Below are 25,656 nucleotides of genomic sequence, written 5' to 3'. Positions count from 1 at the left end.
GTTCGCCCTTTTTTACGCATGTTGTTTCAGCGAGTCAGTGACGCTCCAGAGCGTTCACCAGATCGTGGAAGGCTTCGCGGTTGGAGTCGTTGAGCCCCATCAGGATCTTGTGAGCCTCCAGGACCTTAATCCGCACCACTTCTTCCGACTGGTCCTGGGAAGGCAAGTCGGCCAGGCATTCCGGGCAAGGAATCGGACGATCGACGATGTTGAACACCTGATCGAAGCCCATGGACTGCAACAGCCGGGTAATGTCTTCGTGGGTGGTGACGACGGTGGGCAATAGACCTACCTTCTGCCGCGATAGGATCGACAACTTGGCCAGCAGGCCCAGAGTAGTACTGTCGATGCTGCGGGTTTCAGTGAGGTCGATCACGATCGCCGAGAAATTCAGCGCAGTGAAAATCCGCTCAATAGTCGCATCCAACGCCGAACACAGGGTCAGGCGCACTTCACCGATGAACTTCAGGACAAAAGTGCCGTCCTGCTCGGCGAACTGGATTCTACCGGTACTCATTAAAGGTTCCTGCTCAACACTAACAGGGCGATATCATCCGGCATCTCCCCTAGCGTGGCCAATCCAAAAACTTGCCGCAGGCCATCCAGGCTGCCGCCCGCAGCTCTCACCCGTTCAGGCAAGGCCGCTTCTTTTTCTTTGAGTGTAGGTTCGGGCAAAAGGTCCAGAATGCCATCGGACATCAGCGTCAAGCTGAACACCGGGGGCAGTTCCAGAATGTGGTCTTCATAGGTAGCCTCGTTGAACAGCCCCACCGGCAAACCACGCCCTTCCAGATAACGCACACTGTCTGGTGTGTACAACACCGGCAACGGCAAGTGCCCGCCAATGCTATAGGTCAACAAACCAGTCTCCTCGTCGATAACTCCACCGACCATCGTGACGTGTTTGCCCAGCTTACAACTGATCAGGCCACGGTTGATATGGCCCAGCACTTCCGAAGGCTTGAATTCCGGCAAGGTACCGTTGCGCTTGGACTCGAACAGCAGGCGCGTGGTCATGAACTTCAACAGCACGGTGACGAAGGCCGATGACGCGCCATGGCCGGAAACGTCAGCCAGGTAGAAGGCAACCCGACGCTCGTCGACGCGGAAGTAGTCGACGAAATCCCCCGACAGGTAGAGCGAAGGGATGATCTGGTGCGCGAAATTAAACTCATCAATCGACCAGGGACTGGTGGGCAGCATGTTCATCTGCACCTGGCGACCGGCGTTCTGATCTTCCTGAAGCAGATTGAGGCTGGCCTCGAGTTCGCGGTTGGCGGCTTCGAGCTTTTCTCGATAACGCTGGTTTTCCAGCAACAAGCGCGCTCGATCCAGGGCTCGACGCACAGAGTGCTCGAGCACGGCCAGATCTTCCAGAGGCTTGATCAGGTAGTCCGCCGCACCCAGGCGCAGTGCTTCAACCGCGTCATTCATCACGCCCGCCCCCGAAACCACTATCACCGGGGTTTGCGGCGACAACTCGGTCACTTGACGGATAAGTTCGAGACCGCCCATCTGCGGCATGCGCAGATCGCAGATCACCAGATCGGGGTTGTCGCGCTGGAATACCTGAAGACCCTGCTGGCCGTTAGCAGCCTGCAGTACGCTGAAGCCACTGTCTTCCAAATAGGCCGCGAGACTCGCGCGTACTACTTCGTCGTCATCGATTATCAGCAGCGTGGCACTGGTTTTTTGCATGTGGGCAAACGGCGCCAGAATTAGGTTGGCGTAGGTGGCTTGGCCCAAGGCCTGGCGCACGCTACTGGATTCGCTTTCTAGCCACTCTGAAGTGGAGCCAGGACCTTCAGCCCTGCACGCCCGCTCATCAGAGGTGCCCTTCTAAGGCGCAGACGGTACTCCCATCCGCGGGGCGTTTCAAGCTCATGCCGATGGTCGCCTGACGTCTTTACACCGCAAATCACCGGGAGTTATAAAAACCGCTAAAACCGCAACTCAATCGCAGGATGGAACCCATGAATCAGAACCAGCGTGACTACAGTGAAAAGCGCGATTACATCCGTATGCGGGTGGATGCCGAGGTCACGCTGATCCACCAGGGACAGGTGATAGAAGCGGTCTGCATTGACCTTTCCAGCAGCGGCATGCAGGTCCAGGCGCCTCGCTCATTTCAGGTCGGCGACCTACTGAGTGTGCGTATCGACTCGGAGCATGCAGCCCTCAGAGGCCTTGAAGCGGAGACCGAAGTGGTCTGGGTCAACTCACAGGAGGGTGGCGGCCAGAAACTTGGGCTTACAATCCTTAAGATGAAGTAAAACTTCCGTCCATGAAAAAGGCGGCCTCATGGCCGCCTTTTCAGTTTCTGCAAGACAGTTGCCCGATCAGAAGTCGTCTTCGACCTGACCATCCTTGACCTTGAATTCACGATTCTGCAGATAGGCATTGCGCACAAAGGTGTAGCGATCACCGCGAATCAACTTGTCCGCAGCCAGCAGGCTGGCACGAGTATCAACCACGTTCACGCCCATGGTGATGTTGCGCGCAGGGATGTCGTTCATGTAGCGATAAGGCAAGGTGTAGCTGTCCACATACTTGGCCGGCGCATCACGCAGGGTGCTAGGGCCCAGCAACGGCAGCATCACGTAAGGACCGCTGCCCACGCCCCAATAGCCGAGGGTCTGGCCAAAGTCTTCGTCATTGCGCTGCAGGCCCATCTGGGTACCGACGTCAAAGAAGCCCGCCAGCCCCAACGTGGTGTTCATCAGCAGGCGCGCAGTATCCACACCGGCGGCACGAGGCTTGGCCTGGAGGATGTCGTTGGCCAGGTTGCCGACGTCACCGAGGTTGCGGAACATGTTGTGGATACCGTCTTCCAGAAACTGCGGCGTCACCGCCTGGTAGCCTTGGGCCAACGGCTTCAGGGCATAGGTATCAAGGGTGTCGTTGAACGTGAAGATGGGACGGTTGATGCTTTCCCACGGGTCCTCTTCGGCCGCCTGGGCGGCCAGGGGAGCCAGCGTCACACCGGCACTCATACATAGCGGAACTAGATAACGGCTCCAGCGCATAGCAGGAAACTCCTTGGATTGTTCTCTCGTGGGGCTATGCCCTGAGGTTAGGTCGAGGAGTATAAAGCGGATAGGCCTGTTTAGGCAGCATCACTGCAAGCAGCCTGGAGGCATCAGTCAATCAATCCTGTTCGCATTCACCTCACTGTCACCTGCATGTCATCTTCCCCGGCTAGCCTGGAGAAGAATTTCAAGGACGTTGATATGCCCCACGCCGATGCCTTAGCCCAGACTGCAGCGCCATTGACCGCGGTGCTCTTCGGCCTCAGTGGCTGCCTGGTGGACTTCGGTGCGCGCACGCGCCTGCAAACCACCACGCACCCTGGCCCGGAACAGGTCCGGACCACGCCAGGGGCTTTGGACACCTTGCGTCATCTGCAACAACTGGGCATTCCCTGCGCCTGGCTTGAGCAACTACCCTGCGCCAGCAGCAGCCACCTGGCCGCCGCCCTGCCCGACTGGATCAAACCCACCCCAGCCGCCCCCGCTCCCTGGCCCGCTCCCGACGCCTGCTGGCAGGCGCTGATGACCCTCAAGGTGTCCCGCCTCGAGGGTTGTGTACTGGTCAGCGGCGAACCGCAACTTCTGCAGTCAGGGCTCAACGCCGGTCTCTGGACCATAGGTCTGGCCTCCTGCGGGTCCCTGTGCGGCCTGACGCCTAGTGAATGGCAGGCTCTGAGCCAGCAGGAGCGCGAACTCAAGCGCGGCAAGGCCACCCTGCAACTCTTCGGCCTGGGGGTGCACTCGGTCATCGACCACCTGGGGGACCTGAACACCTGCCTGGCGGACATCGAACTGCGCCGGCTCAAAGGTGAAAAACCCTGACATAAGCCTGTTGATCAGGATCATGCACAGTGCCCGGGAGTGGATTACTCTAAGCCGTGGGCATGGACCTTTGCCTCAAACGCGCGGTCCATCCCTGTGCCTATCAATAAAGGGAGAACGCCATGCCTGCCCGCGAACTGCAAGAACAACTCGATACCCTGCGCGAGCAATTGGAGCAGAACCCACCGCTTTCGGAAGCCGAGCGCGCCAATCTGCAGGAACTGATGCAGCAGATCGAACTGCAACTCAAGCTGGAGACCAGCACCCACGACGCCAGCCTCGCCGACGGCGTCAACCTGGCAGTGGAACGCTTCGAACTGGAACATCCGGCCATCGCCGGAACCCTGCGCAATATCGTCCAGACCCTGGGCAACATCGGTATCTGATAGCGCCCGATAACACCGCCCCATAAAAACAAAGCCCCGCATCATTTGCGGGGCTTCTGCTTACTGGCGAACCAATCGCTGATTGGCGAACTCCATGGTTTCGGTACTGCGGTACGGATTGATATCCAGCCCGCCGCGACGCACATAGCGAGCGTAGACGGTGAGTTTCTCGGGTTTGAGCAACCGCTGCAGATCAAGGAAAATCCGCTCCACGCATTGCTCATGGAAGTCCGAGTGTTGACGGAAACTCACCAGATAGGCCAGCAGGCTGGCGTGATCCAGCGCCGCGCCACGGTACTCCACCACGACACTGCCCCAGTCCGGCTGGCTGGTCACAGGGCAATTGGATTTGAGCAAGTGGCTGTGCACGCTTTCCTCCACCACTTGCGAATCATCGCAACGCAGCAGCTCAGGTCGCGGATGCTCATAGCTGTCGACACTGATATCCAGCTCGTCGATGCAAATGCCTGGCAGTGCCACCACACCTTGCGCCTCGACCTCCCCAAGGCTGCGAATACGCACCCCTACGGGCTTGTCTGCGGCGGCCGAGAGATCCTGACGCAAAGTTGCCTCAAGCGTCGCTCGATCAGCGAAGGGGGTCTGGTTCAACGAGTTGAGGTACAGCTTGAAAGACTTGGACTCGATGATGTTCGGCGAATCTGCAGGAATACTGAATTCACCAATGGCCACCACCGGCTTGCCTGAAGGCAGCAGCCAGGACAATTCGAAGCAGTTCCAGAAATCCACTCCCTTATACGGCAGGGTATCGGCACTCAAGCCCAGCTCGGCCCATTTTGCTGCCCGGGGAATCGGGAACAGCAGGGATGGCGTGTAAGTGGAAACGTATTCACTGGACTTGCCCAGCGGCGAATGTTCGGCTGCGGGATGCATGGCGGAAACCTGACTGAAGAATCAGCGGATTCTACCAGCCTTTGCTCCCGCCTTTGAGCCCCGAACGCTTAAGGGCTGACGGTGAGCTTGCCGACCATACCGGCCTGGTAGTGCCCGGGAACATTGCAGGCGAACTCCAGGCTGCCGCTTTTGCTGAAGGTCCAGGTCAGGTCGGCCTGCTTGCCAGGCTCCACCAGCACACTGTTGGGATCGTCATGCTGCATGCCGTGATCCATGCCCGCCATGGAGCCGTGGCCCATGGCTGCGTGATCCATGGTTTTCATGGCTGTAGGCGTGAGCATCCCGCTTTGCTGCATCTTGAGCATTTCCTGCTGGTGCTCGGCATGCATCGCCGCGTTACCCAGGTTGAATTCGTGGAGCAGTTGCCCCTTGTTGATCAACACAAAACGCACAGTCTCGCCGGCCTTGATCTCCAGGACCTTGGGATTGAACGACATATCGCCCATCACCACTTCGACCACCCGAGTGGCCTTGGCGGCCGCGGCCGGCTGGCCGAAGTCATAAGAGGCCGCCGGTGAAGCCCAGAGCGGTACGCTCAACAGCATCAGACAGCCTCCCAGGGCCGAGCGGCGTCGCAACCACAGGTTTTGCAGATTCATCATCAGGCTCCAACAAGATCAGGATTGAGCATGTGGCAAACTCTAACGGCCCAGCGCTGCCAGCCAGCTGACGGCTAGATTACAACTTTGTCAGCTTGATCTGCCCTGCCCCCCAGCAAGGTATAAAGCCCGGGTTACACAAGCCACGAGTACCACCATGAAACTGTTGATCGTCGAAGACCAGCCGAAAACCGGCCAGTACCTGCGCCAAGGCTTGAGCGAAGCCGGCTTCAATGCCGAGCTGGTAGCGGATGGCAATACCGGCCAGCACCTGGCGCTGACCGGTGACTACGCCCTGTTGATTCTCGACGTGATGCTCCCGGGGCGCGACGGTTGGCAGATCCTCCAGGCCGTACGCAGCGCCGGCCTGGACATCCCAGTGTTGTTCCTCACCGCCAGGGACGCCGTGGAGGACCGAGTCCACGGCCTGGAACTGGGAGCCGACGACTATCTGGTCAAGCCCTTTGCCTTCTCCGAACTGCTGGCACGGGTTCGCAGCCTGCTGCGCCGGGGTAGCGTGATGACCCAGGAAACCAGCCTGCAACTGGCTGACCTGCGACTGGACCTGATCCGCCGCCGGGTAGAACGCAGCGGCCAGCGCATTGATCTGACCGCCAAGGAGTTCGCCTTGCTGGAAATGCTCCTGCGACGCCAGGGAGAAGTCCTGCCCAAATCGCTGATCGCCTCCCAGGTCTGGGACATGAACTTCGACAGCGACACCAACGTCATCGAAGTAGCAATCCGCCGTCTGCGCCTGAAAATCGATGACGATTACCCGAACAAGCTGATCCATACCGTACGCGGCATGGGGTATGTGCTCGAAGAGCGTCCGGCCTGATGCGCCGCCTGTCACTCAGCGCACGCCTGGCGCTGCTGTTCGCCGCCTGCACCGCCGTGGTCTCGCTATTTGCAGGGGTGCTGTTCAGTCGCGCCAGCGAAGCCCACTTCATCGAACTGGACCAGCAACTGCTGGACAGCAAGCTGATCGCCCTGCGCAGCGTCTTGCAGGATGTGACCGAGGCCCGAGATTTTGCCCGGCATCAGGCACGGCTGCAGGACGAGCTGAGCCATCAACCGGACCTGGCCCTGCGGATTATCGGCAGTGACGGCCGACTCTGGTTCGACAGTGCCCCTGCCCTACCCGCCTCCTTGCCCAGCGAAGCCGGCCTGCACAACCTGAATCTGAACAGTGCGGCCTACCGGATCTACTCCGCGCCGCTCAAGCCAGGTCAACCCGACTCGCCACAGCTGGCCCTGCTGCTGAATATCACCCATCACCAGCACTTTCTGCAGCGCATGCAGCACCTGATCTGGTTCACAGTAGGGCTCTCGGCCCTGGCCACTGCCCTGCTTGGTGCCTGGGCCGCCCGCAGCGGCCTGCGACCCTTGCGACGCATGAGCGCAGTGGCCGCAGGAGTCTCCGCCAGTTCCCTGACCCAGCGCCTGCCCCAGGAACAGATGCCCGTCGAACTGGCCGACCTGGCCAGCAGCTTCAACGCTATGCTCGGCCGCCTTGAGGAATCCTTCCAACGCCTTTCGGCCTTTTCCGCTGATATTGCCCACGAGTTGCGCACGCCCCTGTCGAACCTGCTGACCCACACCCAAGTCACCCTGACCCGCCCGAGAGCGATCGAGGACTACCGCGAAGCCCTGCACAGCAACCTCGAGGAACTGCAATGGATGGCGCAACTGGTCAACGACATGCTGTACCTGGCCAAGGCCGACCATGGACTGCTGACCCCGAAATGCGAAGCACTGGAGCTGGCCGAGGAAACCGACATGCTGTTGGAGTTCTATGGCCCCCTGGCGGAAGACGCGAACGTCAGCCTGAGCCGTGAAGGCCATGCCGGCTTTATCGGTGATCGCAGCATGCTGCGCAGGGCATTGTCCAACCTGCTGGACAATGCCCTGCGTTTCACACCTCCTGGAGGATCGGTCCAGGTACGGATCAGCGACAGCCTACAGGGCTTGAACCTGAGCATCGAAAACAGCGGAGAGGGTATCGCCAGGGAGGTACTGCCGCGGTTGTTCGACCGTTTCTACCGGGTAGATCCGGCGCGACGCGAGGGCAGCAGTGAACATGCAGGATTGGGACTGGCGATCACGCAGTCGATCATTCGCGCCCATGGCGGACGGATACGTTGCGAATCGGAAGCGGGCTGGACACGCTTCGTGATCGAGTTGCCGAGCAAGCGTTGAGAGCCTGTTCACCGGCAAGCCGGCTCCTTCACCAATCAGGCAGGAGCCGGCTTGCCGGCGAGAGCGGACCTCAGGAATACCGCAAAGCGTGAGCCGGCTCGACCTTGGATGCGCGCCAGGCCGGATACACAGTGGCCAGGAAGCTGAGGATGAACCCAGCGCTACAGATCAGCGCCACATCCCCACCCTGCAGTTCGGAAGGCAGGTTGCTGACAAAGTACACATCCGAACTGAAAATCTGCTGACCGCTGATCCGCTCCAGCCAGCCCACCAGCTCGCTCACGTTCAACGCCGCAATGACCCCTAGCACCCCGCCGATCAGGGTGCCGACAATCCCGATCACCGTGCCCTGGACCATGAAGATCGCCATGATCTGCCGCGGCGTGGCGCCGATGGTGCGCAGGATTGCGATGTCCGCGCCCTTGTCGTTCACCACCATGATCAGGGTGGCGATGATGTTGAACGCCGCCACCGCGACGATCATCAGCAGCAACAGGCCGATCATGGTCTTTTCCATCTTCATTGCGCTGAACAGGCTGCCCTGGGTGTGGGTCCAGTCATCGGCGCGGAAGTCCGCACCCAGCCCCTTGGCGATATCCACCGCCACCTGTGGCGCGGCATACAGATCCTTGACCGCCAGGCGCACGCTCTGCACCTGATTGGGCTGCCAGCGCTGCATCTCTGCGGCGTCGGCCATATGGATCAGGCCCATGGAGCCATCCAGCTCGGCGCCCACCTTGAACACCCCCACCACGTTCAGGCGCTGCATACGCGGGGTGATACCCCCTGGGGCCGTGCTCACTTCAGGCACGATCAGGGTCAGCTTGTCGCCTACATTCAAGCGGAAACGCCGAGCGGTGATCTCACCGATCACCACACCGAACTCGCCGGGTTTCAGGTCTTGCAGGCTGCCCTGGACAATATGCTGGGCGACGATGGACACCTTGCCCTCCTGGGCCGGGTCGATACCGCTGATCTGGATCGGTTGCATCGCCCCCTTGTAGGAGAGCATGCCCTCCATCTCGGTGAAGGGCACCGCCGCAGTGACTTCCGGGTTCTTCAGGGCCGCTGCGGCCACTGGCTGCCAGTCATCAATGGGCTTGACCCCGACGATGGTGGCGTGGGGCACCATACCAAGGATGCGCGAGCTCATTTCCCGCTGGAAGCCGTTCATCACCGACAGCACCACGATCATCGCCAATACGCCCAGGGCGAGGCCGATCATCGAGGTCATGGAAATGAACGAGACAAAACGATTGCGCCGCTTGGCGCGGGTGTAGCGCGTGCCGATAAAGATCGATAAGGGTCTGAACATGGGCAAGGCACCCTGGAAAAATTAATGACCCGGTGTCAACGGGCCAGCCGCCGACACCGCGTGCGGCCGCATCAGATGGCGACCAGGTGACCTTCTTGCAGGTGCAGTACGCGATCCATCTGCCGGGCCAGGTTCATATCGTGCGTCACCACCAGGAAGGCGGTACGCATCGAAGTGCTGAGTTCCAGCATCAGGTCCTGAATGCCCTGGGCCGTGTGCGAGTCGAGGTTGCCGGTGGGCTCGTCGAGCATCACCAGCCCCGGCTGGTTCACCAGGGCCCGGGCGATGGCTACCCGCTGACGCTCACCGCCGGACAGTTCGGCCGGCTTGTGCTCCAGGCGATGACCCAGGCCGACCCGCTCCAGCAGCGCAGTAGCACGCTGACGGGCTTCAGGAATCGGTGTACGGCCGATCAGCAGCGGCATGCAGACGTTCTCCAGTGCGGTGAACTCCGGCAGCAGGTGGTGGAACTGGTAGACGAAGCCCAGGGCGCGATTGCGCAGTTGACCGCGAGCCTTCTCACCCAGTGCCGAGAGTTCTTCGCCGGCCAGCCAGACGCTGCCCTTGGAGGGCGTATCCAGGCCGCCCAGCAAGTTGAGCAAGGTACTCTTGCCGGAGCCCGACGTACCGACGATGGCCACTCGCTCCCCCGGATGCAGCTCCAGTTGCAGGCCGGACAGGACCACCACCGATTCCGGACCTTCCTCGTAGGACTTGCCCAGGTCACGGCAGCTCAGGATTGCTTTTTCACTCATGCCCAACTCACTCATAACGTAGCGCCTCCGCAGGCTGGGTGCGCGCCGCACGCCAGGCTGGATACAGGGTGGCGAGGAAACTCAGGACCAATGCCGCGCCGCAGACCATCAACACGTCCTCGGCCATCAGTTGCGACGGCAGGTAGTCGATGAAATACACGTCGGCATTCAGGAATTTATGGCCGATCAGACCTTCAAGGGCGGAGATCGCAGCACTGACATTCAAGGCTGCGAGCATCCCCAGCACCGCACCGATCAGGGTGCCGACCACACCGATCACCGTGCCCTGGACCATGAAGATCGCCATGATGGTGCCCGGCGTAGCGCCCAGGGTGCGCAGAATAGCGATGTCGCCCTTTTTGTCGTTCACCACCATCACCAGGGTCGAGATGATGTTGAATGCAGCGACCGCGACGATCAGCAGCAAGAGCAGGCCGATCATGGCTTTTTCCATACGGATGGCCTGGTACAGGTTGCCATGAGTACGGGTCCAGTCACGGGCGTAGAAGTGGTTCTCGCCCAACTGCTGGGCGATTTCCCAAGCGGTGCGCGGGGCCTGGAACAGGTCGTCGAACTTCAGGCGTAGACCCTGGACCTGATCCGGCTTCCAGCGGTGCAAGCGGCCCAGGTCTTCCAGGTTGGTCAGGCCCAGGTAGCCGTCGATCTCGCCGGCGCCGACATGAAAGATGCCCACCACGGTAAAGCGCTTCATCCGCGGGAACATGCCGGCCGGGGTCACCGTGACTTCCGGGGCAACGAAGGTCAGCTTGTCCCCCAGGCCAACCCCCAGCTTGGCGGCCGCCTTATCGCCGATGACGATACCGAAGCTACCGGGCGCCAGCGCGTCCAGCTGCCCCTGCTGCATGAAATGGTCGATGATCGACACCTGCCGCTCTTTGCCAGGATCTATGGCGTTGAGCAGCACCTTCTGCACCTGGCCGTTGTTGGTCAGCAGGCCCTGCATCTGGGTGAATGGCGCCACCGCCAGGACTTTCGGGTTCTGCTTGACCTTGTCGGCCAGGCTTTGCCAGTCACTGATGGGTTCACCGGATTCGATGGTGGCGTGGGGCACCATGCCCAGCACGCGGGTGCGCATTTCATGATCGAAGCCATTCATCACCGACAGCACCACGATCATCACGATCACGCCAAGGGCGAGTCCGATCATCGAGGTCAGGGAAATGAATGACACAAAATGATTGCGACGCTTTGCACGGGTGTAACGCGTGCCGATAAAAGCAAACAGAGGTCTGAACATGTCGGGGCTTGTGCAGAGGAAAAGAAGACGTCCTTGTGGCGGGGCCTGGTAAGCAGCTTTACACTCAGACCACTGCCTCTACCATGGGTTCGCCATGTCGACATTAGATGAAGAAGATCGCCGCGAATACTACCGTATCGAGGACACGATCGCACTGGAAATTAGCCCCTTGTCCGCCCACGACGCGGCGAGCAAGGAAGTGTTGCAGGATGAGTCTCCGCTGTTCAATCTACTCAGCGAACTGCACCTGAGCGAATTCGAATCACAGCACCTGCTGCGCCAGGTCAGCGAGCGCGATCGCACCCTGGCCAGCTACCTCAAGGCCATGAACAAACGCATCGACCTGCTCAGCCAGGTGGTGGCGCAGACCGTGTTCGGCAAGTTCGGCGAACCGCAGCGGGTCACCCTTTCCGAAGGCGGCATCGAGTTCAACCACCATCTGAGCTATCCCAGCGGCAGCCACCTGGCGGTGAAACTGCTGTTGATGCCGCAAGCCCTGGGTCTGCTGCTGCGAGCCAGGGTCATCCACTGTGAGCCACAGAGCTTCGGCACCTTCGAGATCGGCACCGAATTCGAAGCATTGACCGATGCCCAGCGCCAACTGCTGGCGCGCTACATCCTGCAAAAACAGGCTCAGCAACGCCGCATGGCCCGGGACCAGACAGACCCCGCCGCTGGTTGAGCCGCAAGCCTGACCCCCTCTTAAGGAACAACATCCGTGAAGGAGCAATTGTGACCCTGATCTATGGCCATCGCGGCGCTAAAGGCGAAGCACCGGAAAACACCCTGACCAGCTTTCAGGAATGTCTCAAGCACGGCGTGCGCCGCTGCGAGCTCGACCTGCACCTGTCCATGGACGGCGAGCTGATGGTGATTCACGACCCGACCCTCAAGCGCACCACTGACCGGCGCGGCAAGGTGGTGGAGCATTCCGCCGCCGAACTGGTGACCTACGACGCACGCAAAGGCGGCCCGGGCTGGGTCAGCCCCTGCCCTATTCCGCGCCTGGAAGAGCTGTTCGAGAAATGCGACTTCGAGCACTGGCAGCTGGAAGTCAAGAGCGCCTCACGCACCCGCGCCGCTACGACGGTGCTGGCGATTCGGGAAATGGCCCAACGCTTCGGCCTGCTGGACAAGGTCACCGTGACCTCAAGCTCGCGGGAAGTGCTGAAAGCGGCGGTCGAACTGACCCCGGACCTGTCTCGCGGACTGGTAGCCGAATACGCCTGGCTCGACCCCTTGAAGGTCGCCCAGAGCTATGGCTGCGAGATTCTTGCGCTGAACTGGACCCTGTGCACCCCGGAGCGACTGCAAAGGGCGCAGCGTCAGGGCTTGCATGTGTCAGTGTGGACGGTCAACGAGCCCGCGCTGATGCGCAGGCTCGCCGACTTCGGCGTAGATAGCCTGATTACAGACTTTCCCGGTTTGGCCAGCGCCACCCTCGAGAATTACTGAAATCGGTCTCCCCGGCCGGCTCAGGCCACCGGCCGGAGCCGCTCAAAAAAGCCGGTTGAGGCCGTCGTACGCTGCTACCCGATAGGCTTCGGCCATGGTCGGGTAGTTGAAGGTGGTGTTGACGAAGTACTTCAGGGTGTTGTGCTCACCCGGCTGGCTCATGATCGCCTGACCAATGTGGACGATTTCCGAAGCCTGATAACCGAAGCAATGCACGCCGAGGACCTCCAGGGTTTCCCGATGGAACAGGATCTTCAGCATGCCTTGCGGCTCGCCGGCGATCTGCGCACGGGCCATGCCCTTGAAGAACGCCTTGCCCACTTCGTAAGGCACCTTGGCCTGGGTCAGCTCCTGCTCGTTCTTGCCGATCGAGCTGATCTCCGGAATGGTGTAGATCCCGGTCGGTACATCGTTGACGAAGCGCCAGCTGCCATTGTCGACGATGCTGCCGGCGGCCGAGCGTCCCTGGTCATGGGCGGCACTGGCCAGGCTTGGCCAGCCGATCACGTCACCGGCACCGTAGATGTTCGGCACACAGGTGCGGTAGTTCTCGTCGACTTCGATCTGGCCGCGGCTGTTGACCTTGACCCCGATATTCTCCATGCCCAGCTTGTCGGTGTTGCCGGTCCGGCCGTTGCACCAGAGCAAGGCGTCGGCCTTGATCTTCTTGCCGGATTTCAAGTGCAGGATCACCCCGTTGTCCACACCTTCAACGCGGTCGTATTCCTCGTTGTGGCGCACGGTGATGTTGTTGTTGCTGAAGTGGTAGCTCAGGGCCTGGGAAATCTCCGAGTCCAGGAAGCTGAGCAACTGGCCGCGGTTGTCCACCAGTTCCACCAACACCCCAAGACCACTGAAGATCGAGGCGTATTCACAACCAATGACCCCGGCGCCGTAAACGATGAGTTTGCGCGGGGTGTGGCCAAGGCTGAGGATGGTGTCGCTATCGTAGATACGCGGGTGACTGAAATCGATGTCCGCCGGGCGATAAGGACGCGAACCGGTGGCGATGATGATGTGCTTGGCTACCAGTTTTTCCACCACGCCATTGGCGCAAACCACTTCCACGGTCTGCTCGTCGGCGAAGCTGCCAGTGCCGAAGAACACGTCGACCCGATTGCGGGCGTAGTAGCCGGTGCGCGAAGCCACCTGCTTGGAAATCACCTTCTCGGCGCTCTTGAGCACGTCCGGGAAGGAGAACCAGCGCGGCTCGCCAATGGCCCGGAACATCGGATTGGTGTTGAACTGCATGATCTGCCGGACCGAGTGACGCAGGGCCTTGGACGGAATGGTACCCAGGTGGGTGCAGTTGCCGCCGACCTGGCGACGGCTATCGACCATCGCCACTTTGCGTCCTGCTTTCGCGGCGTTCATTGCCGCACCTTCTCCAGCGGGGCCCGAGCCCAGCACCACTACGTCGTAGTTGTAGACAGCCATGCGTACTCCTCAGAACAGGCCGAGATGCCCTTCTGGCATCTCCGGCTAAATCATGCCGCGGCCAGCGGCATGAAGGATCAATTTGGCTCGGTTACGAACCCGGGCACAGTCTATAGAAGCGTCAACGCCGCGCACATTAACCCTTGGTCGCGTCGTAGGCTACTTTTGCCTGCACTACAGCATTCACAACAGCGTGCCTGGTTATTGTTTTGGTCCGGCCAACAGCGCATCGAACGCCGGGTTGCTACGTGTGACGAAGCCTTTATCGGCACGCATCACAAAAAATGCGCCGATACGGTGTTTTTGTGCGTAGTCCCAGCCTGCTTCGGGACCAAGAATCAGTAACAGCGTAGAGAGGCCATCGGCCATGAGTGCCGAAGGATGAATCACGGTCACCGACGCCAGCCTGTGAGTGATGGGCTTGCCAAGCCTGGCATCGAAGGTATGGGAATAGCGCTGGCCGTCCTGCTCGAAGTAATTACGGTAGTCGCCAGACGTGGATACACCATAGCCGTCCAGTGCGATCACCCGCTGGGCCACCTGCTGGTCGTCCCGCGGCTCCTCCAGGGCGATACGCCAGGGCGCGCCGTCCGGTTTGCGGCCCACGGCCTTGAGCTCGCCAGTGACTTCGGCGAGAAAACTGTCGATTCCCAACTGCGCAAGCCGCGCGGCGATGCGATCCACTGCGTAACCGGCGGCAAGGCTGTTGAAGTCCACCTCCACCGGCGCATCCTTGCACAGCTCCAGGCCTTCGATATGCAAGTGCCCATGTCCGACCCGCTGCCGAGCCTCGGCCAGGGCTGACGCACTGGGAATTTTTTCTTCTCGCCCCTGAGGCCCAAAGCCCCAGAGGTCGAGCAGCGGCTCCACCGTCAGATCAAAGGCGCCGCCACTGTCCCGGGACAGCTGCTCGCCAACTCGCGCCAAGTGCAACACCGACTCAGGCATCGGTTGGCAGCTGTTGCTGGGCAAGGCGTTGAAACGCTCGATATCCGAGTCACTGCGGTAGGTGGACATCTGCCGATCAACCTCGGCCAGGATTTGCTCGACCTCGGCCTTGACCCGCGACTCATCCGGCACGCCGGGGCGCTGCACGTACTGAACGGAGTAGGTGCTGCCCATGGTCGGCCCGGAGACGCTGTGCAAGCGATCGCCACCGCAGCCCGCCAACAGCGCCATCGCCCCCCACAATGCGTTCCACCACCATCGCCCTCCCGACACGATTCCCCTCCAGATCAATTGCCCCAGAGGGCGAGCTGACAACACAAATGGCCATTATGCGACAGGCGGATGCGGCATGCGCGCCAGACCTGCCAGCCTGGACGGCACCAGAAGCTCGACCCAGAGCCATCGCGCAGCACCCAAGAGTTTTTGTTGCCTGACGCCACCAGCACACATATTGTTACAAAACTGTTCAGCGTGCTGCCTCGCGCCCCACCTTTGCAGTGAGGACGAGTACTGACCAGGGATTGCTAACAAAACAGCCAAAGTGAGTGAAAAAATGTCCACGACCACGGGCAACGGCAAGGCGATCTTTCGCGTTGTCAGCGGCAACTTTCTCGAGATGTTCGACTTCATGGTCTATGGCTTCTACGCCACGGCAATCGCCAAGACCTTCTTTCCGGCCGACAGCGCTTTCGCTTCATTGATGCTGTCCCTGGCCACTTTCGGCGCCGGCTTCCTGATGCGTCCACTGGGAGCGATCTTCCTCGGCGCCTACATCGACCGTCACGGCCGCCGCCAGGGCCTGATCATTACCCTGGTACTGATGGCCGCGGGCACTGTGCTGATTGCCTGCGTGCCGGGCTACGCCACTCTCGGCGTCGCCGCTCCACTGCTGGTGCTGCTGGGTCGCTTGCTGCAGGGCTTTTCCGCTGGCGTGGAACTGGGTGGCGTGTCGGTGTACCTGGCCGAGATCTCGACACCGGGTCGCAAGGGCTTCTTCGTCAGCTGGCAATCGGCAAGCCAACAGGCGGCCGTGGTGTTTGCCGGCTTGCTGGGGGTGGGTCTGAACCACTGGCTGAGCCCCCAACAAATGGGTGACTGGGGCTGGCGCGTGCCGTTCCTGGTGGGCTGCATGATTGTTCCGGCAATCTTCATGATCCGCCGCTCTCTCGAGGAAACACCCGAGTTCCAGGCCCGCAAACATCGCCCCACCCTGCAGGAAGTCATCCGCTCCATCAGTCAGAACTTCGGAGTCGTCATTGCCGGCATGGCCTTGGTGGTGATGACCACCGTGTCCTTCTACCTGATCACCGCCTACACCCCGACCTTTGGCAAGGCCGAGCTGCACCTGTCGGACTTCGACGCCCTGCTGGTGACTGTGTGCATCGGCCTGTCGAACTTCTTCTGGCTGCCGGTCATGGGCTCGCTGTCGGACCGCGTCGGTCGTAAACCGCTGCTGCTGGGCGCCACCATCCTGGCCATCTTCACCGCTTACCCGGCGCTGTCCTGGCTGGTGGCCAACCCCAGCTTCAGCCACCTGCTGATCGTCGAGCTGTGGCTGTCCTTCCTCTATGGCTCGTACAACGGCGCGATGGTGGTGGCCCTGACTGAAATCATGCCGGTAGAAGTGCGCACCACCGGCTTCTCGCTGGCCTACAGCCTGGCAACCGCAACCTTCGGCGGCTTTACCCCGGCGGCCTGCACCTACCTGATCCACGTTCTGGGCAACCAGGCGGCACCGGGCATCTGGCTCAGCGGCGCGGCGGTGCTGGGGCTGATTGCGACACTGGTGCTGTTCCGTGGCAACCGCCACGAACTGCGTACAGCGCAGGCGGCTGGCAGCGCCTGACAGCCAACAGCGCGGACAAGTTGGCACCTACAAATGACGCCGGCCTCGCAGGCGAAAGCCACAAACAAAAACGCCCCGACAAGTCGGGGCGTTTTCATTTCAGCAGTCGCTTAGCGTGGGAATGCTGGCGGGTTGACCCCTGCCATGTCTTCCATCACGCGCACAACCTGGCAGCTGTAACCGAACTCGTTGTCGTACCAGACGTACAGAACAACGCGGTTGTCCTGAACGATGGTCGCTTCAGCGTCGACAACACCGGCGTGACGCGAACCCACGAAGTCGGTGGACACCACTTCCTGCGAATTGACGAAGTCGATTTGCTTATGCAGATCGGAGTGCAGCGCCATGTAGCGCAGGTACTCGTTCATCTCTTCACGGGTGGCGGCTTTCTCAAGGTTCAGGTTGAGAATGGCCATCGACACGTTTGGCGTTGGAACGCGGATCGCGTTACCGGTCAGCTTGCCGGCCAGCTCAGGCAGGGCCTTGGCAGCAGCGGTAGCAGCACCCGTCTCGGTGATCACCATGTTCAGCGCGGCGCTACGGCCACGGCGATCGCCCTTGTGGAAGTTGTCGATCAAGTTCTGGTCGTTGGTGTACGAGTGAACGGTTTCAACGTGACCGTTGATGATGCCGAACTTGTCATTCACCGCCTTGAGCACCGGCACGATGGCGTTGGTGGTGCAGGAAGCGGCGGACACGATCTTGTCGTCAGCAGTGATTTCGTTGTGGTTGATACCGTGAACGATGTTCTTCAGCTTGCCTTTGCCAGGCGCGGTCAGAACCACGCGGTCGATACCCGGGCAGGTCAGGTGCTGGCCCAGGCCGTCGGCATCACGCCATACACCGGTGTTGTCCACCAGCAGCGCATTCTTGATCCCGTACTGGGTGTAGTCCACCTCGGTCGGGTTCTTCGCGTAGATCACCTGGATCAGGTTGCCGTTGGCGGTGATGGTGTTGTTTTCTTCGTCGATGGTGATGGTGCCGTTGAACGAACCGTGTACCGAATCGCGACGCAGCAGGCTGGCGCGCTTGGTCAGGTCGTTTTCGGCGCCTTTGCGCACCACGATGGCGCGCAGACGCAGGCCGTCGCCACCACCGGTTTTCTCGATCAGGATGCGCGCCAGCAGACGGCCGATACGACCGAAGCCGTACAGGACAACGTCAGTGCCTTTGCGGGCTGAAGCGTTTTGCTGGCCAACCACGTCAGCCATTTCTTCGCGAACGAACTGCTCGGCGCTGCGGCCATTGCCTTCGTTACGGAATTTGAACGCCAACTTGCCCAGGTCTACCGAAGCTGCGCCGAGCTTGAGCTCGCTCATTGCTTTAAGCAGAGGGAATGTTTCGTGGACGGAGAGTTCGCTGTCGTCGGAGGAGCGATGGCGAGCAAAGCGATGAGCCTTGAGAATCGCGATGACAGACTGGTTGATCAGGCTGCGGCCATAGATCGAGCTCACCACATTGTTATTGCGGTAGAGCTGACCGATAAGCGGAATCATCGCTTCTGCGAGTGCTTCACGGTCGATCCATTCACCAAGACACTGGTCGGGCTTCTGAGTCACGGGAACCTTCCACATGTAGGGGCAGAAAAAAGGGGCTACATTATGACGCCGAGTCCCTCTCGTAGCAATGCGCGCCTGTCGTGCGGAACGTAACAAAAAGCCCTTGCAAAAAAACACCACTATGCTGGAGGCCAGTAAAACCGCGGCTTCCAGCCGCGTCAATTTTTTGGACAGCCAAGCAACCTGTATGTAACCCTCCGTAACACCGAGCAAATTCGGCACTACATTTCCGCCAAAAAAGCACATTATGTTGTCATAGCCACTACATTTGCCCTGACCGGCGTAATAGACGCATCAGCCACTGACAGTGGCCACCCGGGGCCGTTACAATTACCGACTTTCGTCGCAACGCTTGGAGCTTGACCGTCCGTGCCCGTCCTGCGTCTACCGCTACTCCCTGCCGCCGCCGGTAAACAGCATTGGGGCAACCTGCCCGGTGCCGCCCTGAGCCTGGCCATCGCCGAAGCCGCCAGCGCCGCCAAGCGCTTTACCCTCCTGCTGACCGCCGACAGCCAAAGCGCTGACCGGCTGGAACAGGAACTGGGCTTCTTCGCCCCGGATCTGCCGGTGCTGCATTTCCCCGATTGGGAAACCCTGCCCTACGACCTGTTCTCGCCGCACCAGGACATCATTTCCCAGCGCATCGCCAGCCTCTACCGGCTGCCGGAGCTGGAGCACGGCGTACTGGTGGTGCCCATCACCACCGCCCTGCACCGCCTGGCGCCAACCCAGTTCCTGCTGGGCAGCAGCCTGGTACTGGACGTTGGCCAGAAGCTCGATGTGGAACAGATGCGCACGCGCCTGGAGGCCAGCGGCTACCGCTACGTCGATACAGTTTATGAGCACGGCGAATTCACCGTGCGCGGCGCCTTGATCGACCTGTTCCCCATGGGCAGCAAGTTGCCTTACCGCATCGACCTGTTCGACGACGAAATCGAGACCCTGCGCACCTTCGATCCGGAGAACCAGCGCTCCATCGACAAGGTCGACTCGGTGCGCCTGCTGCCAGCCAAGGAATTCCCTCTGCAGAAAGAAGCAGTGACTCGCTTCAAGGCGCGCTTTCGCGAACGCTTCGACGTGGACTTCCGCCGCTGCCCGATCTTCCAGGACCTGAGCAGCGGGATTACCCCGGCCGGTATCGAGTACTACCTGCCGCTGTTCTTCGAAGAGACTTCGACCCTGTTCGACTACCTGCCCCAGGACACCCAGGTGTTCTCCCTGCCGGGCATCGAACAGGCCGCGGAAAACTTCTGGAACGATGTACGCAACCGCTATGAAGAGCGCCGCGTTGATCCATCGCGCCCGCTCCTGCCTCCGGCGGAACTGTTCCTGCCGGTGGAAGACTGCTTCGCCCGCCTGAAAAACTGGCCACGGGTGGTGGCCAGCCAGCAGGACATCGAAACCGGCGTCGGCCGCGAGCGTTTCCCGGCCCACGAATTGCCCAACCTGGCTATCGAAGCCAAGGCCAACCAGCCGCTGGCGGCGCTCTCGGGCTTCCTCGACGAGTTCCCCGGCCGAGTGTTGTTCACCGCCGAATCCGCCGGCCGCCGGGAAGTGCTGCTGGAGTTGCTGGAACGCCTCAAGCTGCGACCGAAGACCGTCGACAGCTGGCCGGATTTCGTCGCCAGCAAGGAGCGCCTGGCGATCACCATTGCCCCTCTGGACGAGGGACTGGTATTGGACGATCCGGCCCTGGCCCTGGTGGCGGAAAGCCCACTGTTCGGCCAGCGGGTGATGCAGCGTCGGCGCCGGGAAAAACGCGCCGACGCCAATAACGATGCAGTGATCAAGAACCTCACCGAGCTGCGCGAAGGCGCGCCGGTGGTGCACATCGACCACGGTGTCGGCCGCTACCTGGGCCTGGCGACCCTGGAGATCGACAACCAGGCCGCCGAGTTCCTGACCCTGGAATACGCAGAGGGCGCCAAGCTCTATGTGCCCGTGGCCAACCTGCACCTGATCGCCCGCTACACCGGCAGCGACGACGCCCTGGCGCCGTTGCACCGCCTCGGTTCCGAAGCCTGGCAGAAAGCCAAGCGCAAGGCCGCCGAGCAAGTGCGCGATGTGGCCGCCGAGCTGCTGGACATCTATGCCCGGCGCGCCGCCCGGGAAGGTTACGCCTTCGCCGATCCGAAGGCCGACTACGCCACCTTCAGCGCCGGCTTCCCCTTCGAGGAAACCCCGGACCAGCAGAGCACCATCGAAGCGGTGCGCGAGGACATGCTCTCGGGCAAACCGATGGACCGCCTGGTGTGCGGCGACGTCGGCTTCGGCAAGACTGAAGTGGCCATGCGCGCCGCTTTCATTGCGGTCCACGGCGGCAAGCAAGTGGCCATCCTGGTGCCCACCACCCTGCTCGCCCAACAGCACTACAACAGCTTCCGCGACCGCTTCGCCGACTGGCCGGTGACCGTGGAGGTGATGAGCCGCTTCAAGTCGGCCAAGGAAGTGAACGCCGCGGTGGCGGACCTGGCCGAAGGCAAGATCGACATCGTCATCGGCACCCACAAGCTGCTGCAGGACGATGTGAAGATCAAGAACCTGGGGCTGGTGATCATCGACGAAGAACACCGTTTCGGGGTGCGCCAGAAGGAACAGCTCAAGGCCCTGCGCAGCGAAGTCGACATCCTCACCCTGACCGCCACGCCGATCCCGCGAACCCTGAACATGGCCGTCTCGGGCATGCGCGACTTGTCGATCATCGCCACGCCGCCGGCGCGACGCCTGTCGGTGCGCACCTTTGTCATGGAGCAGAACCAGAGCACGGTCAAAGAGGCCCTGCTGCGTGAACTGCTGCGTGGCGGCCAGGTGTACTACCTGCACAACGACGTTAAAACCATCGAGAAATGCGCCGCCGACCTGGCCGAACTGGTGCCCGAAGCACGGATCGGCATCGGCCATGGGCAGATGCGCGAACGCGAACTCGAACAGGTGATGAGCGACTTCTACCACAAGCGCTTCAACGTGCTGATCGCCTCGACCATCATCGAGACCGGGATCGACGTGCCGAGCGCCAACACCATCATCATCGAACGCGCCGACAAGTTCGGCCTGGCCCAGTTGCACCAGTTGCGCGGTCGGGTCGGCCGTAGTCACCACCAGGCCTATGCCTACCTGCTGACACCCCCGCGCCAGCAAATCACCCCGGACGCTGAAAAGCGCCTGGAAGCCATCGCCAATACCCAGGACCTGGGGGCCGGTTTCGTGCTGGCCACCAACGACCTGGAGATTCGCGGCGCTGGCGAGCTGCTGGGCGACGGCCAGAGCGGGCAGATCCAGGCTGTGGGCTTCACCCTTTATATGGAGATGCTCGAGCGCGCGGTGAAGGCCATCCGCAAGGGCGAACAGCCGAACCTCGACCAGCCCCTGGGCGGCGGCCCGGAAATCAACCTGCGCCTGCCGGCGTTGATTCCCGAGGACTACCTGCCGGATGTCCACGCCCGCCTGATCCTCTACAAGCGCATCGCCTCGGCGACCGACGAGGACGGCTTGAAGGACCTGCAAGTGGAGATGATCGACCGCTTCGGCCTGCTGCCGGAGCCGACCAAGAACCTGGTCCGCCTGACCCTGCTCAAACTCCAGGCCGAAACCCTGGGGATCAAGAAGGTCGATGGCGGCCCGCAAGGCGGGCGCATCGAGTTTGCCGCGGATACGCCGGTGGACCCATTGGCACTGATCAAACTGATTCAGAGCCAGCCCAAACGCTACAAATTCGAAGGCGCAACCCTGTTCAAGTTCATGGTGCCGATGGAGCGCCCGGAAGAGCGCTTTAATACACTGGAGGCGCTGTTTGAACGCCTCACCCCGAAAACTGCTTGAAGGACGCCCCATGCGCCTGTTCCGCTCCCTGTCCCTGCTCTTGACTCTGATCGCGCCGATGGCGTTTGCCGACGACCTGTACCAGGTGGAAATGATCCTTGTACGGCAGAATGCCGAGCCGCAGATCCTCAGCCGTGCTGCCCCGGAAGACTGGGTCGCCGGCGCTCAACGCCTGAGCCCGGACAGCCAGCGCACCCCGTCCCTGAGCGGGATCGTCGAGAAGCTCAACGCCAGCGGCAACTACAGCGTGCTGCTGCACAAGGCCTGGCAGCAGACCCTGGGGGAAACCCCGGTCAAGGTGGCCCTCAGCGACGGGCCGGAGCAATTCGGCCAGTTCCCCATCGAGGGCACCCTGAACCTCAAGCTCGGGCGCTTCACCGATGTGGACGCAGACTTCTGGATCAACCAGATCGACAGCAATGGCCTGGTCACCCGCAGCGAACGCCTGAAGCAGCAAAGCCACACCAAGAACGGTCAGCTCAACTACCTGGACAACGGCCACCTGGCGCTGCTGATCAAGATCACCTCGCTCACCGCACCGGCGCCGCGCCCTGCTCCAACTGAAATACCGGACTGATCGAAGTCCCTATGACCCCGCCCCTGACCAAACCCCTGGCCCCGTCCTGGGTCAATCGCTTCAAGGAACAAACCTTGGAGCGTGGCCGGCGTTACGCCCTGGAAAGACGCGTGCGCATCGTGACTGCCGCAGACAGCGCTATCACTGCCAGTTGCGAAGGCTCCGGTGGCAATGTCTATCGGCAGAACATCAGCCTGCGAGAATCGAGCAAGGGCAACCTGCTGCTGATCGACGCCCATTGCACCTGCCCGGTCCGCAGCAACTGCAAACACATCGCCGCCGTGCTGTTGCAAGTGGAAGAAACCCTGGCCTTCCCCGCCGCAGCCAAGGATGCCGAGCTGCTGGAGAAACTCTCCGCTGTCCTCGACAGCCGCCGCCCCGCCGCGCCGCCACAGCACTTGCTGGAGGATGTGCAACCCGTGCCGCGCCTGTGGCTGGCAAGCATCGAATTCAGCGCTTTCGAACCACGCAACGGCAAGATGCAGCGCTATATCCAACACCGCGCCGCACTGTCATTCAACTACATGGGCGAACACGTCAGCGGCCAGAAGTATGCCGATGTGATCATCCGCCAGGAGCATCAGACCCTGCGTATAAAGCGCCACCCCGAGCGTGAGCAAGGCTGGCGCGAGCAACTGCGAAACCTGGGTTTCAAGATCGCCACCCGGCAGAGCAAGGCGTTACCGGAAAGCGCCGGCGAGCTGTTCGAGATGGTCAACGACAGCGCCTGGCTGACCTTCACCCTCAATGAGCTGCCCAAGCTGCGCAACCAGGGCTGGGAGCTGCAGATCGACGAAGGCTTCGGCTTCGACCTGACAGCCGTGGACGACTGGTACGCCAGCGTCGACGAAGCGCCAGGGCGCGACTGGTTCGACCTGGAACTGGGGATCATCGTCAATGGCGAGCGCCTAAGCCTGCTGCCGATCCTACTTAACCTGATGCGCTCCCACACCGAACTCCTCAACCCGGAACGCCTGGCCAGGCGCCGTGACGATGAGTTGATCCTGGTGAACATTCCCAACCGACCCAATTCCTTGCACGGCCCGCTGCAAGTGGCACTGCCCTACGGCCGCCTGAAACCGGTGCTGGCAACCCTGGGTGAGTTCTATCTGCATGAGCCCGGGGAAACCGCCCTGCGCCTGAGCAGTGCCGATGCCACACGCCTGAACCCACTGCAGGACCTGCCGCTGCTCTGGGAGGGTGGCGAGCATATCCGCACCTTTGCCCAGCGCCTGCGCGACATCAAGGACTACTCGGCGCCGGTGCCAGAAGGGTTGAATGCCACCCTGCGCCCCTATCAACAGGAAGGCTTGAGCTGGATGCAGTCCCTGCGCCAGCTGGAAGTGGGCGGCATCCTCGCCGATGACATGGGCCTGGGCAAAACCCTGCAGACCCTGGCCCATATCCTCAGCGAGAAAAACACCGGCCGCCTGGACCGCCCTTGCATGGTGGTCATGCCCACCAGCCTGATTCCCAACTGGCTGGACGAAGCGGCACATTTCACCCCGCAACTCAAGGTTCTGGCGCTGTATGGCGCGGGACGCAAGAAACACTTCGCGCAACTGGCCGACTACGACCTGCTGCTGACCACCTATGCACTGCTGCCCAAGGATGTTGAACTGCTGGCCGCGCAGCCCTTGCACGTACTGATCCTAGACGAGGCGCAGTACATCAAGAACCCGTCGAGCAAGGCCGCCCAAGCCGCACGCGAACTCAACGCCCGGCAGCGCCTGTGCCTGTCTGGCACGCCCCTGGAAAACCATCTTGGAGAACTCTGGTCGCTGTTCCACTTCCTGTTGCCGGGCTGGCTTGGCGATGCCAGGAGCTTCAACCGCGACTACCGGGTGCCGATCGAAAAGCACGCCAGCGAAGTGCGCCTGCAGCACCTCAACGGCCGGATCAAACCCTTCCTGCTGCGCCGCACCAAGGAGCAGGTGGCCACCGAGCTACCGCCCAAGACCGAGATCATCCATTGGGTCGAGCTCAACGAGGCGCAACGTGATGTCTACGAAACCATGCGCCTGGCCATGGACAAGAAAGTCCGCGACGAGATCACCCGCAAGGGCGTAGCGCGCAGCCAGATCATCATCCTCGAAGCGCTGCTCAAGCTGCGCCAGGTGTGCTGCGACCTGCGCCTGGTCAACGACTCGCCCCCGGCGCGGGGCAGCTCGTCGGGCAAACTCGACAGTCTGATGGAGATGCTTGAGGAGTTGTTCGAAGAAGGCCGGCGCATTCTGCTGTTTTCGCAGTTCACCTCGATGCTGAGCCTGATCGAAGCCGAGCTCAAACGACGCAAAATCGCCTACGCCCTGCTCACCGGCCAGACCCGGGATCGGCGCACGCCGGTGCGGGATTTCCAGAGCGGCAAGCTGCAGATCTTTTTGATCAGCCTCAAAGCGGGCGGCGTGGGCCTGAATCTGACCGAGGCCGACACCGTGATCCACTACGATCCGTGGTGGAACCCGGCGACCGAGAGCCAGGCTACCGACCGCGCCTACCGCATCGGCCAGGAAAAGCCGGTGTTCGTCTACAAGCTCATTGCCCGGGGCACCGTGGAGGAGAAGATCCAGCTCCTGCAACAGGAGAAGTCGGACCTGGCGGCAGGCGTACTGGACGGACGCAAGGCCGGCGACTGGAAACTGCAGAGCGAAGACATCGAAGCCCTGTTCGCCCCGCTGCCAGACAACAAAGCCGGCCGCTGACCCGATATGGGCACCCGGGAGTTGCTCCTGGTGCCCAT

The 25,656-nt window shown here is 61.3% G+C and carries 22 protein-coding genes; 11 read left to right on the top strand and 11 right to left on the bottom strand.

Features of this window, described 5'->3' with window-relative positions:
* Nucleotides 1-34: 34 nt before the first annotated feature.
* Both rssC and rssB read right to left on the bottom strand, forming a co-directional pair.
* Nucleotides 35-517: an anti-sigma factor antagonist RssC gene (gene rssC / locus ACMGF8_RS15235; RefSeq protein ID WP_102863752.1), complete on the bottom strand. Its 483-nt coding sequence runs from the start codon at nucleotides 515-517 to the stop codon at nucleotides 35-37.
* Nucleotides 517-1,698 (bottom strand): two-component system response regulator RssB, encoded by a 1,182-nt coding sequence (rssB, locus tag ACMGF8_RS15230; protein ID WP_102864100.1) that lies wholly within the window; start codon nucleotides 1,696-1,698, stop codon nucleotides 517-519. The genes rssC and rssB overlap by 1 nt, the downstream gene beginning before the upstream one ends.
* Before the next feature lie 275 nt (nucleotides 1,699-1,973).
* Here rssB and ACMGF8_RS15225 point away from each other — a divergent pair, with 275 nt between their 5' ends.
* Nucleotides 1,974-2,273, top strand: a complete 300-nt coding sequence (locus ACMGF8_RS15225; RefSeq protein ID WP_102863753.1) for a PilZ domain-containing protein — start codon at nucleotides 1,974-1,976, stop codon at nucleotides 2,271-2,273.
* A gap of 66 nt (nucleotides 2,274-2,339) precedes the next feature.
* Here ACMGF8_RS15225 and ACMGF8_RS15220 read toward each other — a convergent pair whose 3' ends face one another.
* Complete coding sequence (locus tag ACMGF8_RS15220) at nucleotides 2,340-3,026, bottom strand: VacJ family lipoprotein (RefSeq protein ID WP_102863754.1); 687 nt, start codon at nucleotides 3,024-3,026, stop codon at nucleotides 2,340-2,342.
* A gap of 204 nt (nucleotides 3,027-3,230) precedes the next feature.
* Here ACMGF8_RS15220 and ACMGF8_RS15215 point away from each other — a divergent pair, with 204 nt between their 5' ends.
* Both ACMGF8_RS15215 and ACMGF8_RS15210 read left to right on the top strand, forming a co-directional pair.
* On the top strand, nucleotides 3,231-3,851 hold the full coding sequence (locus ACMGF8_RS15215; RefSeq protein ID WP_102863755.1) for a phosphatase: 621 nt from the start codon (nucleotides 3,231-3,233) through the stop codon (nucleotides 3,849-3,851).
* 122 nt (nucleotides 3,852-3,973) lie between these two features.
* Nucleotides 3,974-4,237, top strand: coding sequence for a DUF4404 family protein (locus tag ACMGF8_RS15210; protein ID WP_102863756.1), 264 nt, complete (start codon nucleotides 3,974-3,976; stop codon nucleotides 4,235-4,237).
* A gap of 60 nt (nucleotides 4,238-4,297) precedes the next feature.
* Here the strand turns inward: ACMGF8_RS15210 and queF are convergent, their stop codons facing one another.
* Complete coding sequence (gene queF, locus ACMGF8_RS15205) at nucleotides 4,298-5,128, bottom strand: NADPH-dependent 7-cyano-7-deazaguanine reductase QueF (protein ID WP_416760116.1); 831 nt, start codon at nucleotides 5,126-5,128, stop codon at nucleotides 4,298-4,300.
* Between the two features lie 68 nt (nucleotides 5,129-5,196).
* Entirely contained in the window at nucleotides 5,197-5,748 is a 552-nt protein-coding gene (locus tag ACMGF8_RS15200) for a cupredoxin domain-containing protein (RefSeq protein WP_115581969.1), read from the bottom strand.
* A gap of 157 nt (nucleotides 5,749-5,905) precedes the next feature.
* On the opposite strand from ACMGF8_RS15200, the gene ACMGF8_RS15195 reads away from it, so the two are divergent.
* The gene (locus ACMGF8_RS15195) at nucleotides 5,906-6,586 is read left to right on the top strand and encodes a heavy metal response regulator transcription factor (RefSeq protein WP_102863759.1); all 681 of its coding nucleotides are present in this window, start codon (nucleotides 5,906-5,908) and stop codon (nucleotides 6,584-6,586) included.
* Nucleotides 6,586-7,947 (top strand): heavy metal sensor histidine kinase, encoded by a 1,362-nt coding sequence (locus ACMGF8_RS15190; RefSeq protein ID WP_102863760.1) that lies wholly within the window; start codon nucleotides 6,586-6,588, stop codon nucleotides 7,945-7,947. The genes ACMGF8_RS15195 and ACMGF8_RS15190 overlap by 1 nt, the downstream gene beginning before the upstream one ends.
* 70 nt (nucleotides 7,948-8,017) lie before the next feature.
* Here ACMGF8_RS15190 and ACMGF8_RS15185 read toward each other — a convergent pair whose 3' ends face one another.
* From ACMGF8_RS15185 to ACMGF8_RS15175, 3 genes are all read right to left on the bottom strand, one after another.
* Nucleotides 8,018-9,262, bottom strand: a complete 1,245-nt coding sequence (locus tag ACMGF8_RS15185; protein WP_102863761.1) for a lipoprotein-releasing ABC transporter permease subunit — start codon at nucleotides 9,260-9,262, stop codon at nucleotides 8,018-8,020.
* 71 nt (nucleotides 9,263-9,333) lie between these two features.
* On the bottom strand, nucleotides 9,334-10,017 hold the full coding sequence (gene lolD, locus ACMGF8_RS15180) for a lipoprotein-releasing ABC transporter ATP-binding protein LolD (RefSeq protein ID WP_162884123.1): 684 nt from the start codon (nucleotides 10,015-10,017) through the stop codon (nucleotides 9,334-9,336).
* A gap of 7 nt (nucleotides 10,018-10,024) precedes the next feature.
* Nucleotides 10,025-11,275, bottom strand: a complete 1,251-nt coding sequence (locus tag ACMGF8_RS15175) for a lipoprotein-releasing ABC transporter permease subunit (RefSeq protein WP_102863763.1) — start codon at nucleotides 11,273-11,275, stop codon at nucleotides 10,025-10,027.
* Nucleotides 11,276-11,369: 94 nt separating this feature from the next.
* Here ACMGF8_RS15175 and ACMGF8_RS15170 point away from each other — a divergent pair, with 94 nt between their 5' ends.
* Both ACMGF8_RS15170 and ACMGF8_RS15165 read left to right on the top strand, forming a co-directional pair.
* Entirely contained in the window at nucleotides 11,370-11,957 is a 588-nt protein-coding gene (locus ACMGF8_RS15170) for a PilZ domain-containing protein (RefSeq protein ID WP_102863764.1), read from the top strand.
* A gap of 50 nt (nucleotides 11,958-12,007) precedes the next feature.
* The gene (locus ACMGF8_RS15165) at nucleotides 12,008-12,730 is read left to right on the top strand and encodes a glycerophosphodiester phosphodiesterase (RefSeq protein ID WP_016967735.1); all 723 of its coding nucleotides are present in this window, start codon (nucleotides 12,008-12,010) and stop codon (nucleotides 12,728-12,730) included.
* Nucleotides 12,731-12,772: 42 nt separating this feature from the next.
* Here ACMGF8_RS15165 and sthA read toward each other — a convergent pair whose 3' ends face one another.
* Together sthA and ACMGF8_RS15155 are read right to left on the bottom strand one after the other, a co-directional pair.
* Nucleotides 12,773-14,167 carry a Si-specific NAD(P)(+) transhydrogenase gene (gene sthA / locus ACMGF8_RS15160; RefSeq protein WP_016967736.1) on the bottom strand — a complete coding sequence of 465 codons (1,395 nt, stop codon included), beginning with the start codon at nucleotides 14,165-14,167 and terminating at the stop codon, nucleotides 12,773-12,775.
* 201 nt (nucleotides 14,168-14,368) lie between these two features.
* Nucleotides 14,369-15,346, bottom strand: coding sequence for an FAD:protein FMN transferase (locus ACMGF8_RS15155; protein ID WP_207816192.1), 978 nt, complete (start codon nucleotides 15,344-15,346; stop codon nucleotides 14,369-14,371).
* Between the two features lie 322 nt (nucleotides 15,347-15,668).
* On the opposite strand from ACMGF8_RS15155, the gene ACMGF8_RS15150 reads away from it, so the two are divergent.
* Nucleotides 15,669-16,961 carry an MFS transporter gene (locus tag ACMGF8_RS15150; RefSeq protein ID WP_207816194.1) on the top strand — a complete coding sequence of 431 codons (1,293 nt, stop codon included), beginning with the start codon at nucleotides 15,669-15,671 and terminating at the stop codon, nucleotides 16,959-16,961.
* Nucleotides 16,962-17,071: 110 nt separating this feature from the next.
* On the opposite strand, the gene ACMGF8_RS15145 is transcribed toward ACMGF8_RS15150, so the two are convergent.
* Nucleotides 17,072-18,535 carry a glyceraldehyde-3-phosphate dehydrogenase gene (locus tag ACMGF8_RS15145; protein WP_102863767.1) on the bottom strand — a complete coding sequence of 488 codons (1,464 nt, stop codon included), beginning with the start codon at nucleotides 18,533-18,535 and terminating at the stop codon, nucleotides 17,072-17,074.
* A gap of 354 nt (nucleotides 18,536-18,889) precedes the next feature.
* Between ACMGF8_RS15145 and mfd the strand changes: the two genes are divergently transcribed.
* From mfd to ACMGF8_RS15130, 3 genes are read left to right on the top strand one after another with little or no spacing between them, the layout of a single operon-like run.
* On the top strand, nucleotides 18,890-22,339 hold the full coding sequence (gene mfd / locus ACMGF8_RS15140) for a transcription-repair coupling factor (protein ID WP_102863768.1): 3,450 nt from the start codon (nucleotides 18,890-18,892) through the stop codon (nucleotides 22,337-22,339).
* Nucleotides 22,340-22,349: 10 nt separating this feature from the next.
* Nucleotides 22,350-22,916 carry a CsiV family protein gene (locus ACMGF8_RS15135; protein WP_416760110.1) on the top strand — a complete coding sequence of 189 codons (567 nt, stop codon included), beginning with the start codon at nucleotides 22,350-22,352 and terminating at the stop codon, nucleotides 22,914-22,916.
* Nucleotides 22,917-22,927: 11 nt separating this feature from the next.
* Nucleotides 22,928-25,618 carry an SNF2-related protein gene (locus ACMGF8_RS15130; RefSeq protein WP_416760108.1) on the top strand — a complete coding sequence of 897 codons (2,691 nt, stop codon included), beginning with the start codon at nucleotides 22,928-22,930 and terminating at the stop codon, nucleotides 25,616-25,618.
* Nucleotides 25,619-25,656: the final 38 nt, after the last annotated feature.

It is taken from the genome of Pseudomonas sp. BNK-7 (genome assembly GCF_048072025.1).
In the GTDB taxonomy this organism is placed as follows: Bacteria; Pseudomonadota; Gammaproteobacteria; order Pseudomonadales; family Pseudomonadaceae; genus Aquipseudomonas; species Aquipseudomonas danubii.
The sequence above is the reverse complement of the archived record's forward strand: the minus strand, read 5'-3'. Positions and strand labels throughout refer to the sequence as shown.